Consider the following 12,859-nt stretch of genomic DNA (forward strand, 5'->3'; position numbering starts at 1 on the left):
AAAGTGTCTAGCCATTAAATATGAAAAATACTTGTTACTGAGTATAGTCCATAGACAATCATAATGATGCCAAATACCCTTCGGCTACTTGGCTTACGCAAGGCAGATGTGATATTGGTGGCACCATTACTTATGGTTAGCATTGCCGGTAGGGTTCCAAGCCCGAATGCCCCCATTATGAGCACGCCATTTACTGCGCCGCCTGATATTGCCGCCCAGCTGATCATGGAATAAACCATACCGCATGGTATCCACCCCCAAATAAAACCTAGGGGAAAAGCATACCAACGCGAACGTAGTGGCATGAGTTTGCTGGCACAAGGGGATATGAGCTTCCATACTCTTTGCCCGAGTTTTTCCACATACAGCAAGCCATTCCACCAACCAGTGAGATAGAAACCAAGTGCTAAAATAAACAGCGCGGCAATCACACGCAGTACAAATAGCCCGTAATTGAAACCAAATAGTTGTACACCACTGGCAATTGCGCCACCAATAACCGCGCCCATAATAAGATATGAGCTAATGCGACCTAGGTTATACAGCAGTGAGACCTGAAATTTATTGTGCTTGCCATTGAGCGCAATTGCACTGGCAATACCACCACACATGCCAATGCAGTGGCCGGCTCCGAGTAGGCCAACTAAAAAGGCACCCAGCCAATCAATGTTCTGCATCTGACTTATCTGTTGTGGACTTTTTAGGAAGGTCGTCTTCAAACAAAATATTATGTCCCTGACGATCTAAGTCTTCAAATTGCTCACTTTTAACCGCCCAAAGAAATACGGCTATCGCCACTGCGACGAGTACCATGGCTATCGGTATCAGAATGTATAAGCTTTCCATCAGTCTTTAATAACCTTAATGAATTGGTGACAACAATTATCGAACTTGCAGACATTCCAACAACCGCAATATATGGGGCAACGAGTCCTGCTACGGCAAGAGGCAAGATAAGCAGGTTGTAGCCCAACGACCATGCTAAATTCTCACGAATAATCTTACGTGTTTTTAGAGCCAATTGACGTGCGGCGATCAATTTATCTAACCGATCTCCCAACAAAACCATATCAGCTGATGATTTGGCTACATCAGTACCGCCTCCCATGGCAACTGAAAGGTGTGCGCCAGCTAAAGTTGGAGCATCATTGATACCATCACCTATCATCATGGTGATTTGCTGGTTAGGCAGTGATTGCAAGTAATCGAGCTTACCTTGTGGGGACACACCGCTAACAACCGTATCTATATTAAGCTTATCCGCAATAGGGCTCGCATTTTGTTGGCTATCTCCAGTTAGTAGAGTGGTTTTGATACCCAATTGTTTAATTTTACTGATAAATTCGATACTGCTTTCACGCAATGGATCGGTATAAGTAAATGTCGCTATAAGCTTATTGTCCAGGCTCATATATACGGTCTGCGGGCAGCTGTTAATGTCAGTTGGTGCGACAAACTTATAGCTTCCAATCTTACATGCTCGGCCTTTGTAATCACCACTTAGCCCTAAACCTATATGGTTATCAACATTATCTATTTCTATATTTTTGTCCGCATATGGCTTGAATGCGCTGGCAATAGGGTGATTGGCATGAGCTTCAATGCTGGCAGCGATAGCAAGCACCTCTCGCTTGGTCATCGAATTGAGTACTTCAGTATGGCTAAGTGACACCTTTCCTTCGGTAAGAGTGCCGGTTTTATCTACTATTAAATGATTTACTTTACACAAGGTTTCAATAGCGTGAGATTTACGCAGTAAAAGCCCAAGGCTACTCATTCGCGATGTACCGCAGGTAATTGCGGTTGGGGTAGCAAGAGATAGTGCACATGGACAGGTCGCCACCAAAACCGCTAGCATTATCCAAAACGCATCGTCAGGCGCATTATAGTGCCAATAAATATAAGTAGCCGCTGAGATGATCAAGATAGCGGCAACAAAATATCGCGCAACAATGTCCGCTATTTCGGCGATTTTGGGCTTGCCAGATTGTGCTTGGTCTTGCAGTCGAACTATCTTAGCTATCATGCTCTCTTGATTACGACAATTGACTTCCAATACAAAGGTTTGCTCGCCATTTACTGTCCCAGCAAATACATTGTCAGAGAGCTCTTTTTTGACGTGCAGGGATTCACCAGTCAACATTGATTCGTCAACAAACACCTCTCGGTCAATAACAATCCCATCGGCAGGTACATGTTCACCGGCAAGAACGCGAACCCGATCACCGATGTTTAGATTTTTAACTGGTACTTGCTCACCATTTTGTAAGGTAGCCATTGCGGGTATCAGCTTAAGCAAGTTCGCACTAGCGGCAGCCGCTTTGCGTCGTGCTCTCATTTCTAGGAAACGACCGAGTAATAAGAAAAAGGTAAACATGGAGATAGATTCAAAGAACACCTCACCACTTTGAGTGAAGGTCGCGATAAGACTCGCTATATAGGCAAAGATCAATGCTAAAGAAACGGGCACATCCATGCCTAAGGTTCTCGCTTTTAAACTGCGCCACGCGTTAAGGTAGAAAGGCAGCGCAGAGTAGAGCAATACCGGAGTTGCAAAGATAAGGCTTACGAATCGAAAATAGTGTTTAAACTCAGGCTCAAGATTACCAAACACCTCAAGGTATAAAGCAACGGCCAGCATCATGACCTGCATGGTTGCTAATCCTGCGATACCAAGGCGATAGAGGTACTGTTTCATTGAGCGATAATAGGTTTCTTCTTGTTTATCGGCTTCAAACGGGGCGGCTTTGTAACCTAAGCGATGAATGGCGCTCAACAGTTCGCTCAGTTTTGCTTCTCGGCGGTCCCATGCCAGTATTGCTCGGTGAGTTGCGGTATTGACATGAATGCGAACCACACCCTTATGGGTGTTAATTTGCTTTTCTATCAACCATGCACAGGCTGCACAGGACACACCATCAAGTGACAATGTCACTTCTGATGTGTGTTCATCATTACGCACGAATTCAGATTGTATCTGCTCATTGTCGTAATGAATGAGGGACTGCAATTGCTCTGGAACTAGGTCAACCCTTTCGGCTTTTTCCGTTCGATACTGATAATAGGAAACAAGCCCGCTATCTACGATAGTTTGAGCCACCGATTCGCATCCAGGGCAACACATTTGGCGAGGTTCACCTAAGATAGTGACGCTAAAGGTCGTGTTGGCTGGTATCTCTTCACCGCAGTGATAACACGATTTTGTCATGGCAATTCTACTTCATCAATGGAACAGGTTGGCTACTTGGAAAGGTCATTCGACCTTGTATTAACCATTTTTGGTCATGTGGCATTAGCTCAATAAACCAAGGGCCATTGAGTGGCGACTCAAGTTCTATCTTATATACACCTGATGCGTTTGCTGTTGCGAGCACATTAAAATCTCTATCCGGCAAGGTTCTGTGTGAAAACTCAACGTTTAGAGCGGGATAGTTGGCTAATACGCCCTTATCAAGCTCAATGATGATTTGCTTGTCTTGTGAATAGACATTGGCACCTAGCTGCATCTCTTTAGCAACGTTGACGCGAGATAGGTCAACATTTATGCCTTTGCCTTTTTTATAGTAATCCTCAGAAACGAGTGAAACGGTATGTTGCGACAATATGTATACTCGAAGAAGAGTACCGAACACGGTGGTTAGAATAAGAAGGAGTATGAACCAAGCCCAAAACTGCTTGTACCAAGGCTGTACCATGAAAAAATCTCTGAAGGTATATATGATTAGACATTGTAAAAAAAAACAGCCTCTAATACAGAGGCTGTTGTCTGATTATTACTACTTGTTACTCATTATTTTGCTTACTTAGACCCCATACATAGGCAGAAACAAGTTGAACTTTTTCAGGTCCAAGTATGTCTTTCCATGCTGGCATGACGCCTTGGCGTCCATTGGCAACAGTTTCAGTTACCGCGTCACGTGAATCACCGTATAACCAGATATTGTCAGTTAAATCTGGTGCGCCTAATGCAGGGTTGCCTTTACCATCGGTACCATGACACGCCGCACATACAACAAAGCGCGCTTTACCCGCCGCAGCTTCACGGGCATTGACCTTGCGTCCTGATAGGCTAAGGGTATAGCTCACTACCTCTTGTACGCCCGCTTCACCCAGAACATCAATCCATGCTGGCATTTCGCCAATGCGGCCATCCATTACAGTGGTAACAATAGCTTCAGGCTCACCACCGTATAGCCATGCATTGTCTGTCAGATTTGGAAAGCCGACTAAACCACGTGCATCAGAACCATGACATTGTGAGCAGTTTTGTAAGAATAGGGCTTGTCCTACCTTTACTGCATCACTATTCGCTGCAATCTCTTCAATAGAGCGCAGAGATGTACCATCATCACTCATTGCTAAGCGGTTAAACGCTTCACCAAAGTAGGCATCGGCATCAGCAAGTTCTTTTGCGTACTGATTTAGGTGCTTCTCTTGTTGAGCACGAGCTACAGACGCCTTTGACTCTTCAAGACTGGTTACGGTTTGGTCTGAACTTTGCCAGCCCAATAAACCTTTGTAATTACCTAGACCTGGGTAGAGCGCAAGATAAATAACGGCGAAGATAAAGGTACCGATAAAGAGGTAGCTCCACCATTTCGGTAAGTCATTATTGAGCTCACGAATACCATCGTATTCATGTCCCATATCTTCACCGACAGGCACGCCCATTTTGTCTTTAATACACCATCTTAAAATAATGGCGATACCGACTAGGGTGCCGACAGTAATAATGGTGATCCAGAGACTCCAAAATGTTGTCATTATTTAGTCACTCCATGATCGTTACTTTCTTTTTTCTGCTCATCAGCAAAGATAAGGTTGGCATCTTCGTCAAAGCGAGCCTTACGGTTTTTACCGTAAGCCCACCAAACAACGCCAGCAAAGCTAATAAACAGAAGCAAGGTCCAAATGCTGTGAATAGTGCTAATTTCCATTACTCACTCCTTACTTCATTGCGTGGCCAAGGGACTGCAAGTATGCAATTAATGCATCCATCTCGGTTTTACCCGCGACGTCTTGCTGTGCGCTAGCGACTTGTTCATCTGTATATGGGACACCAAAGTTATTCTTGAATATCTCAAGCTTTCTTTGAGTGTGTTTACCATCGAGTACATTCTCTTCAAGCCATGGGAAACCAGGCATGTTTGACTCAGGTACTAGCTCACGTGGATTGATTAAATGTACACGGTGCCATTCATCAGAATAACGACCACCCACACGAGCTAGATCAGGTCCAGTACGCTTAGACCCCCAAAGGAAAGGGTGCTCCCATACGTGTTCACCAGCAACGGAATAGTGACCGTAACGCTCTGTTTCTGAACGGAATGGACGAATCATCTGACTGTGACAGACATTACACCCCTCACGAATGTAGACATCGCGTCCTTCCATCTCCAGCGCGCTATATACACGCAGGTTTTGAACCGGCTCTGTGGTTTGCTTTTGGAACAATAGTGGCGTGATCTCCACCAGTGCGCCTAAGCTAATTGCAAAGATGATAAGAATCGCCATTAAGCCGACGTTCTTCTCAACTAGTTCGTGGCGATTGTTCGAATTGTTAGCCATTTCGTCATCTCCTATGCTGGTTGAGGCGCAGCTTTTAAGCTCGCTTTAGGTGCAGTAATGGTCTTGTAGGTGTTGTAAGCCATCAAGAACATGCCAGCAAAGAAGATGGCACCACCAATGAATCGGACCGTATAGTACGGATAAGAAGCCTGAACTGACTCTACAAAGCTGTAGGTCAAAGTGCCGTCTGGGTTAACGCTACGCCACATTAGGCCTTGCATCACACCTGAAATCCACATTGCTACAATGTAAAGTACAGTACCCACTGTCGCTAGCCAGAAGTGCACGTTGATCATGCTAACTGAGTACATGCGTTCTTGGTTAAATAGGCGAGGGATAAGATGATATACCGAACCGATAGAAACCATGGCAACCCAACCTAAAGCACCTGAGTGTACGTGTCCGATAGTCCAGTCAGTGTAGTGAGACAATGCATTTACGGTTTTAATAGACATCATTGGCCCTTCAAAGGTAGACATACCATAGAAAGACAGCGATACGATCAAGAAGCGTAATATAGGGTCATAGCGAAGCTTATGCCAGGCACCAGATAGGGTCATGATACCGTTGATCATGCCACCCCAAGACGGAGCGAACAGAACCAATGACATCACCATACCTAGAGACTGAGTCCAGTCAGGAAGCGCTGTATAGTGTAGGTGGTGTGGACCAGCCCAGATATAAAGAGAAACCAACGCCCAGAAGTGAACAATAGACAAGCGATAAGAGTAAACTGGACGCTCAGCTTGTTTTGGTACGAAGTAATACATCATACCAAGGAAGCCGGCTGTCAAAAGGAAGCCTACCGCGTTGTGTCCATACCACCACTGAATCATAGCGTCGACCGCACCAGAATACATGGAGTAAGATTTCATGCCATGTACTGGAACTGCCATACTATTTACTATGTGTAGCACTGCAACGGTTAAGATAAACGCGCCAAAGAACCAATTCGCAACATAAATATGCGATGTTTTGCGTTTTATCATGGTTCCAAAGAACACAATTGCGTATGCCACCCAAACGATAGCTATTGCTATATCGATTGGCCATTCTAGTTCTGCATACTCTTTACCCGATGTGTAACCGAGTGGTAGAGAGATAGCGGCGGCCAATATGATGGCTTGCCAACCCCAGAATGTGAAGGCGACCAATGGTCCACCAAAAAGTCGCGCTTGGCAGGTCCGCTGTACTACGTAATAAGACGTAGCGAACAGGGCACTCGTACCGAACGCAAAAATAACCGCATTGGTATGAAGCGGTCTTAGTCGAGAATAGGTTAACCACGGTGTATCAAAGTTGAGTTGTGGCCAAACTAGTTGAGCGGCGATCAAAACACCTACACCCATGCCGACAATTCCCCATAGTATGGTAACTAGGGTAAACTGACGCACTACGGTGTAGTTGTAGTTATGTTCAAGCTGCTTTTCCTGGCTCATTTACATGCTTCCAATTTCTTGTATTAACTACACTTCCTAACAAAACGCCAAAAATTGGCGCAACCACAAATGTCACAAAAACGAAGAGAATATAACGGTTGTTGCTGTAGACTCTAAAAACCACTGTAAAAAGTGACATTTATTGCGGGAATTATACGTATTTAACATTTTAATGACAGGGACTTAACCGCACTAATGATCAGGTCAATCCCATTTAATGTTAAAAGTTTGAAGTTTGTTACAAAGGTAAGGTTTATGGCTGCGGAAAAATTAACCAAAGGTAGGCTAATTCAAATTCTAATTACGTTTATTGTACTTTTAGCTGCGTTCTTTTGGCGGAGTGCAACCCACAATGAATGCGTTACTGATGACAACTCAAACGCCAGTGTTCATGGGCAGTGTGAGGTTTTCTCTGATGAGGGGAAATCATAAGCCTCGCATCAATATAATGTGAGGCTTATACACAAGAGAATGCGTTATATTGAAAAGGGGTTGTAGTAGGTTATTTTTAACATATGTAGCGTACAGGAAAAATACCCGCATATTAATGGTATTAAATTGCATGTTATGCACTGTAGGTTAATGTTAACTGCGGCGTAATCTTCGGTGATGGCGAGTAATTTTAAAACCCAAAGTAATTAAAATACTGAGTTGTAACCGCTTAGCTTATTAACTCGTCAAGTGGTGCCATAACTATAGTTTTCTATCTCTAGCGGCAAAGCCTGAAAATACAGCACAAACAAGGCCAGTTGCTACGACAACACCAAGCGCCCAATTCCAGCTATGAGTAAACGCATGCACCATTCCAAGAATCGGCGGTCCAACGGTTGCAATCAGATAGCCTAAACTTTGTGACATGGCTGATAGTGCCGCAGCCTCATGGCTATTATTAGTACGTAGTCCAATAAAAGAGAGCGTAATAACAAACGTAGCGCAGTTACAAAAACCAAACAGTATTGTCCAAATTACTGCAAATTCAGGGGCTAGCATCAAGCCAATAACAGCACTAACAGTACCCAAAGCGGTGCAAAGGATCAGTATTTGAGAGCTCTTTAGCTTAGCAAGCAGTGGGATCAATACTAAGCCAGGCCAGATGGTAGCAAATTGCAGCAATCCATAAATATAACCGGCTTTAGCTTCGGCAAGCCCCGAATCGATTAATATCTTTGGAAGCCAGGCTGCAAACGCATAAAAGGTGATGGAATTAAACCCTAGAGCTAAGGTAACTTGCCATGCAATCTTGCTACGAAGCACCTTAGCTAAAGGCAATGATGAGCTTTGGGATTGTGCGTTAGAGCTGCTTGGCTTTAACAGCCAAAAAATAAGAGCCGGTATCGTAAGGCAAAGATTAAATAGCAGCGCAAACTGCCAGCCTTGTAATGAGCTTGGATTCAAGTGGCTCAGAGGAACCATTAATGAGGAGGTAAGGGTTGAACCGAATCCCATAGAAAAGGTATATAGCGACGTCACTATAGCGATGCGATAAGGATAGCTTTGCTTTACAGCAACAGGCAGTAAAACATTACCAATGGCCACACCAATTCCGATAAATACAGTACCAAGGCATAGCAGCGCAATATGTCCGGCGGAACGCAATCCAATACCAACCAAAATCGCAAACAAGGCAAAGCAAATACTTTTCTTAAGTTGTAGATACTTTAATAGAGGTAAAGCTAATGGCGAAATAAAGGCAAAGGTAAGCAGCGGTAATGAAGACAATAAACCGGTAATGGTTGTCGAAAGTTGTAACGACTCCATGATTTGTTCAAGTAAAGGCGCAAGACTGGTAAAGGGGCCTCTAAGGTTTGCGGCTAACAGTAAAATACCGATAATTGCTAGCCACGACGTAAACGGTATTTGTTGAGCACGGGAAGAATTTGTTTTCATGCACTAGGGTCTGCATATAGAAAGTTGTCGTAGTATAAAGAACATTACTTACAACAGATAGCGGTTTGATAGTGAACAACGACGGGCGCGAAATGAAATAGGGCTAAATTGCGCGTAATATACCAGCTTATAGAGGGTTATCGAATCCTATTTAACATAACATTGATTATGCGCACTAAGGTTGTATTAGCTAGTTAACGGTTTAGCGCAGTTTAAACAGCTACCAATGCCACCTATATAAGCGCAATATCTACAAAACCTAACGCTTTTTAGTATGAGCTTTTGAACCTGGCAATTGCTCCCTTAAAGCGTGTCGAACTTTATTGGGAATCGATTTTGAAAACTTCACCTTATATTGCTTTCTGGTCTTGTACACCTTAACCGTTCCAGAAAATGGTTGCTTGCGTGCAATCTCTTTGCTTTTCAGAACAAACTGCTTATCAACCGCACCCTGACTCTTAGTTAAGTTGCCTTGCTTAAATACATAGCTGGCTAGTGGTTTATCATAAAGTATGATGCCAAAAATCAATATTGCGGCGATAACAATGACGTACAACATAATCTATGTCCCTTAATCAGATAACAATTTGCTAAGGTCTTCTTTTAAAGAGCTAACCTTTTTGTTTGCTTGTTCGCTTCTAGAGGCTTCGCTGACCAAGTATTCAATGGCATCCGACAAGGTACAACCGAGCTCGTTGGCACGCTGAGACAGCTTTTCCCACACACGATAATCGAGGTCAATGGACTTTTTACGAGTATGAACCTGCTCGGAATTAAAGTGGCGTTTACGCTTAGCTCGAATAGCCTGCTTGAGCTTATTATCTAGCTCTAATGACATGTGTTGTTCTATCCAATCCAACACCAAAGTTGGTTCGAATTCTATGTCTCTAAGCTTTTGAACTGCAACCTGGTCTTCGCTGCTATCAATATGACGGGTAATGGTTTCACCTTCTTTCCATTTTTTGATGAGATAGTTCCATTTCCAACCACATTCAAGGTTTTCAAGTTGTTGATATTTCATGTTATCCCCAATATTGATAGCGTACAGTGACAGCGTAACTGTGATTGCGCTGTTTGACAATAAATCTACACCAATTCTATACCCACAATTGACTATATTTTAGAACCGAAGCACAAAGTTGAAAAAATACAGATAAATGCCCTTCGCTTCGGTATACTCGTCGCATAAAAGTTTTTACCGAGCAACATATGAATTCCATCGATTGGCGCCTTGCAACTCCGCAATATGACCAAGTTATAGACTCAACTCTCTCTTTGTTACAGTACAACAGCAGTAGCTTTTCTGATCTGCAACCTCGTTTAAGTGCATCATTAAAGCGTTTTGTTGAATTGGATGTACTGGCACCTTTAATGGTAATAAATGGCGCTGACACGGTATACGAACGCAGAAATATTACTAATACGCTGCAGCAACTGACTCAAAAGCCTATCGCATATTCAGAATCTATAGAAATTAACGAACTGCTTGGTAGCTATGATGTGGATAGTAAAGAACAGATTCGTACCCACAGTGGCTTATTAGAGAAGTATGACAATGGCTATTTAGTGTTATCAGCAAACGCAGTGTTAGCTAACCCTAAGCTGTTGATCGCTATCCGTTCTCTATTAGTTGGCGAGCAAGTTAATCGAGTTAATACTGGGAAATATAGCCCAAGTAATCCGCAAGCGTTTAAAAGTTCAGTGCGCGTTATTTTAGTTGGTGACCGTAATCAACTCGGCGATCTTGATTACCTTGACCCAAGTTATAGCTCTTCTCTAACCTTATTTGCTGAGGTTGAGATGGATTTACGTATCACTCAACAAACGGCAATTACCTACTTGGGGTATGTTGCTGCGTTAGTTAAAGAGCATAAACTGCCTGATTTGTCACCGGTTGCCATTCAACGCTTTTTAACCGCTGGCGCAAGGATATGTGAAGAGCAGCACTATGCCCCATTGTCTTCACAATGGATATTATCGTTAATACGAGAAAGCGCCATTGAGTCCAATGCTCAAACTATCGATGCGACGCATATAGATGCGGTTGTAGAAGGACGCTATTACCGGGAGTCGTACCTACCAAACCGAGCCTTAGATGATATCCTTGAAGGCCAAGTATTGATTCAAACCCAAGGTGAGCAAGTTGGACAAGTTAATGGCTTAACCGTTGTCGATATTCCTGGGCATCCGGTTAGCTACGGTGAGCCTGCTAGAATTTCATGTGTGATACACTTTGGAGATGGTGACGTCTCTGATGTAGAACGAAAAGCTGAATTGGGCGGCAATCTTCACGCCAAAGGTATGATGATCATGCAGGCATTTTTAAGTAGTGCCTTGGATCTTGATGAACCCTTCCCTTATTCAGCATCAATTGTGTTTGAACAGTCATACAGTGAAGTTGATGGTGATAGTGCATCGTTAGCTGAACTCTGTGCATTAGTTAGTGCGCTGTCTGGATGTAAACTCAAGCAGAGTATTGCAGTGACGGGAGCCGTTGATCAGTTTGGTCGAGTTCAAGCCGTTGGCGGTCTAAATGAAAAGATCGAAGGCTTTTATTATGTTTGTGCCCATCAAGGCCTTACTGGATTACAAGGGGTTGTTCTACCACAATCAAACCTTCGTCATCTCTCCTTACATAAGGATGTTATTGACTCAATCAAGCAAGGAAAGTTTCATATCTGGAGCGTTGAAAACGTTGACCAAGCCTTGCCTATAATTACTGGACAGGAATTCAGAGGAGATGACTCTGAGACCTTACTTAATAAAATTGCAGAGCGCATAGATAGGCTCAGCCATCACGATTTAGATGAAAAGTGGCTTAATCGCTTAAAAAGAATGCTATTTAAAGACTGATCGGAGTTGTAGCAACAGCACTGATTCACATAAGATGCAGATTCGAATTTTTGGAGAACCGAGAACATGCAACAAAAACCTTGCGATATAGCAAACTCTTACGACCGTGACGACCTATTGGCATCGAGTCGAGGTGAACTGTTTGGCCCTAAAGGACCTCAACTTCCTGCTCCAAACATGCTAATGATGGATCGTGTGACTAAGATGTCACAGACTGAAGGTGAGTTTGGCAAAGGTCTTATTACTGCTGAATTAGATATTACTCCAGATCTTTGGTTCTTCGACTGCCACTTCCCTGGTGACCCGGTAATGCCTGGTTGTCTTGGCCTTGATGCAATGTGGCAACTGGTTGGTTTCTTCCTCGGTTGGATTGGTGGTGAAGGCAAAGGCCGTGCACTAGGTGTTGGTGAAGTGAAGTTTACTGGCCAAATTCTCCCAACGGCAAAGAAAGTAACCTACGAAATCAATATGAAGCGCGTAGTGAACCGTAGATTAGTTATGGGCATGGCTGATGGTCGTGTGCTAGTTGATGGTAAAGAGATCTACGTAGCGAAAGACTTAAAAGTGGGTCTTTTTCAAGATACCAGCAAGTTTTAATTAAGCAAACAAGCTTATCCCCTAGCCGAGCCTAAGTTGCTCGGCTTTTTATTAGTTAAGCAATAGGCATAGTGTTCGTAGTATTTAATGATGTGTTATTTATAGAACCACAATAAATTAGTTATAGTGCGTTAGCCGTGAAATAATAAAGCCCCTATATGGGGCCTTAACTCCGAATAGTGTGCTATTTAAAAAGACCTGACTCGACGTCGCTTTTCGCGTCTCTCCAACCGCCTAACCAATAAGATTTAGCATCCACTTGCTGATAAGGGCAAGTTTCACTAGAGCGTCCATTTACCCCAGCTTTGTATCCTTGGGACTGAGCTCGCTCAAGACGATCACGCTTTTGTCTCTTCATAGTTAAATCCTCTAACTTTAATAACCAATTTTATAGGGAGTACTCATACGCACCTTCGTTATAATTAAACAGAATTGAGTGCGTCGTTTTTGCTCCCTATATAAGAGTTGACTATAAACTCGGATTTAACAAGGTAAAAAAAAAGACAGCTCACAAA

15 protein-coding genes are annotated in these 12,859 nt (G+C 43.3%); 3 read left to right on the plus strand and 12 right to left on the minus strand.

The window, feature by feature from the left end; all coding sequences use genetic code 11:
- Nucleotides 1-14: 14 nt before the first annotated feature.
- From OCU28_RS05655 to ccoN, 8 genes are all read right to left on the minus strand, one after another.
- Nucleotides 15-677 carry a sulfite exporter TauE/SafE family protein gene (locus OCU28_RS05655; protein ID WP_261817354.1) on the minus strand — a complete coding sequence of 221 codons (663 nt, stop codon included), beginning with the start codon at nt 675-677 and terminating at the stop codon, nt 15-17.
- On the minus strand, nt 664-846 hold the full coding sequence (gene ccoS / locus OCU28_RS05660) for a cbb3-type cytochrome oxidase assembly protein CcoS (RefSeq protein WP_261817355.1): 183 nt from the start codon (nt 844-846) through the stop codon (nt 664-666). Before ccoS ends, OCU28_RS05655 begins: the two co-directional genes overlap by 14 nt.
- Entirely contained in the window at nt 767-3,208 is a 2,442-nt protein-coding gene (locus OCU28_RS05665) for a heavy metal translocating P-type ATPase (protein ID WP_261817356.1), read from the minus strand. The genes ccoS and OCU28_RS05665 overlap by 80 nt, the downstream gene beginning before the upstream one ends.
- Nucleotides 3,209-3,215: 7 nt before the next feature.
- On the minus strand, nt 3,216-3,695 hold the full coding sequence (locus tag OCU28_RS05670; protein ID WP_261817357.1) for a FixH family protein: 480 nt from the start codon (nt 3,693-3,695) through the stop codon (nt 3,216-3,218).
- A gap of 88 nt (nt 3,696-3,783) precedes the next feature.
- Entirely contained in the window at nt 3,784-4,764 is a 981-nt protein-coding gene (gene ccoP / locus OCU28_RS05675) for a cytochrome-c oxidase, cbb3-type subunit III (RefSeq protein ID WP_261817358.1), read from the minus strand.
- Complete coding sequence (locus OCU28_RS05680; RefSeq protein ID WP_261817359.1) at nt 4,764-4,937, minus strand: cbb3-type cytochrome oxidase subunit 3; 174 nt, start codon at nt 4,935-4,937, stop codon at nt 4,764-4,766. The genes ccoP and OCU28_RS05680 overlap by 1 nt, the downstream gene beginning before the upstream one ends.
- Nucleotides 4,938-4,947: 10 nt before the next feature.
- Nucleotides 4,948-5,568 (minus strand): cytochrome-c oxidase, cbb3-type subunit II, encoded by a 621-nt coding sequence (ccoO, locus tag OCU28_RS05685; RefSeq protein ID WP_261817360.1) that lies wholly within the window; start codon nt 5,566-5,568, stop codon nt 4,948-4,950.
- Between the two features lie 11 nt (nt 5,569-5,579).
- A complete protein-coding gene (gene ccoN / locus OCU28_RS05690) occupies nt 5,580-7,007 on the minus strand; it encodes a cytochrome-c oxidase, cbb3-type subunit I (RefSeq protein ID WP_261817361.1) in 1,428 nt (475 codons plus the stop codon).
- Nucleotides 7,008-7,262: 255 nt separating this feature from the next.
- Between ccoN and OCU28_RS05695 the strand changes: the two genes are divergently transcribed.
- Nucleotides 7,263-7,439, plus strand: coding sequence for a hypothetical protein (locus OCU28_RS05695; protein WP_261817362.1), 177 nt, complete (start codon nt 7,263-7,265; stop codon nt 7,437-7,439).
- A 261-nt stretch (nt 7,440-7,700) separates the two neighbouring features.
- Here OCU28_RS05695 and OCU28_RS05700 read toward each other — a convergent pair whose 3' ends face one another.
- The 3 genes from OCU28_RS05700 to matP all read right to left on the minus strand — a co-directional run bounded on the left by OCU28_RS05700 (nt 7,701) and on the right by matP (nt 9,915).
- Entirely contained in the window at nt 7,701-8,894 is a 1,194-nt protein-coding gene (locus tag OCU28_RS05700; protein ID WP_261817363.1) for an MFS transporter, read from the minus strand.
- A gap of 259 nt (nt 8,895-9,153) precedes the next feature.
- Nucleotides 9,154-9,453: a DUF3634 family protein gene (locus OCU28_RS05705; RefSeq protein WP_261817364.1), complete on the minus strand. Its 300-nt coding sequence runs from the start codon at nt 9,451-9,453 to the stop codon at nt 9,154-9,156.
- A gap of 12 nt (nt 9,454-9,465) precedes the next feature.
- Nucleotides 9,466-9,915 carry a macrodomain Ter protein MatP gene (gene matP, locus OCU28_RS05710; protein ID WP_261817365.1) on the minus strand — a complete coding sequence of 150 codons (450 nt, stop codon included), beginning with the start codon at nt 9,913-9,915 and terminating at the stop codon, nt 9,466-9,468.
- A 188-nt stretch (nt 9,916-10,103) separates the two neighbouring features.
- On the opposite strand from matP, the gene OCU28_RS05715 reads away from it, so the two are divergent.
- Together OCU28_RS05715 and fabA are read left to right on the plus strand one after the other, a co-directional pair.
- Nucleotides 10,104-11,747 (plus strand): Lon protease family protein, encoded by a 1,644-nt coding sequence (locus OCU28_RS05715; protein WP_261817366.1) that lies wholly within the window; start codon nt 10,104-10,106, stop codon nt 11,745-11,747.
- 66 nt (nt 11,748-11,813) lie between these two features.
- Entirely contained in the window at nt 11,814-12,344 is a 531-nt protein-coding gene (fabA, locus tag OCU28_RS05720; protein ID WP_261817367.1) for a bifunctional 3-hydroxydecanoyl-ACP dehydratase/trans-2-decenoyl-ACP isomerase, read from the plus strand.
- 184 nt (nt 12,345-12,528) lie between these two features.
- Here fabA and rmf read toward each other — a convergent pair whose 3' ends face one another.
- Entirely contained in the window at nt 12,529-12,702 is a 174-nt protein-coding gene (gene rmf, locus OCU28_RS05725) for a ribosome modulation factor (protein ID WP_261817368.1), read from the minus strand.
- Between the last annotated feature and the right edge of the window lie 157 nt (nt 12,703-12,859).

This window comes from Vibrio gallicus (genome assembly GCF_024346875.1).
GTDB classification, from domain to species: domain Bacteria; phylum Pseudomonadota; class Gammaproteobacteria; order Enterobacterales; family Vibrionaceae; genus Vibrio; species Vibrio gallicus.

Coding starts and splice junctions, on each gene's coding strand:
- OCU28_RS05670 (WP_261817357.1), bottom strand. CDS start 3,695: ATGGTACAGCCTTGGTACAAGCAGTTTTGGGCTTGGTTCATACTCCTT.
- OCU28_RS05695 (WP_261817362.1), top strand. CDS start 7,263: ATGGCTGCGGAAAAATTAACCAAAGGTAGGCTAATTCAAATTCTAATT.
- OCU28_RS05655 (WP_261817354.1), bottom strand. CDS start 677: ATGCAGAACATTGATTGGCTGGGTGCCTTTTTAGTTGGCCTACTCGGA.
- OCU28_RS05715 (WP_261817366.1), top strand. CDS start 10,104: ATGAATTCCATCGATTGGCGCCTTGCAACTCCGCAATATGACCAAGTT.
- OCU28_RS05680 (WP_261817359.1), bottom strand. CDS start 4,937: ATGGAAATTAGCACTATTCACAGCATTTGGACCTTGCTTCTGTTTATT.
- OCU28_RS05665 (WP_261817356.1), bottom strand. CDS start 3,208: ATGACAAAATCGTGTTATCACTGCGGTGAAGAGATACCAGCCAACACG.
- OCU28_RS05700 (WP_261817363.1), bottom strand. CDS start 8,894: ATGAAAACAAATTCTTCCCGTGCTCAACAAATACCGTTTACGTCGTGG.
- rmf (WP_261817368.1), bottom strand. CDS start 12,702: ATGAAGAGACAAAAGCGTGATCGTCTTGAGCGAGCTCAGTCCCAAGGA.
- OCU28_RS05705 (WP_261817364.1), bottom strand. CDS start 9,453: ATGTTGTACGTCATTGTTATCGCCGCAATATTGATTTTTGGCATCATA.
- matP (WP_261817365.1), bottom strand. CDS start 9,915: ATGAAATATCAACAACTTGAAAACCTTGAATGTGGTTGGAAATGGAAC.
- ccoO (WP_261817360.1), bottom strand. CDS start 5,568: ATGGCTAACAATTCGAACAATCGCCACGAACTAGTTGAGAAGAACGTC.
- ccoS (WP_261817355.1), bottom strand. CDS start 846: ATGGAAAGCTTATACATTCTGATACCGATAGCCATGGTACTCGTCGCA.
- ccoP (WP_261817358.1), bottom strand. CDS start 4,764: ATGACAACATTTTGGAGTCTCTGGATCACCATTATTACTGTCGGCACC.
- ccoN (WP_261817361.1), bottom strand. CDS start 7,007: ATGAGCCAGGAAAAGCAGCTTGAACATAACTACAACTACACCGTAGTG.
- fabA (WP_261817367.1), top strand. CDS start 11,814: ATGCAACAAAAACCTTGCGATATAGCAAACTCTTACGACCGTGACGAC.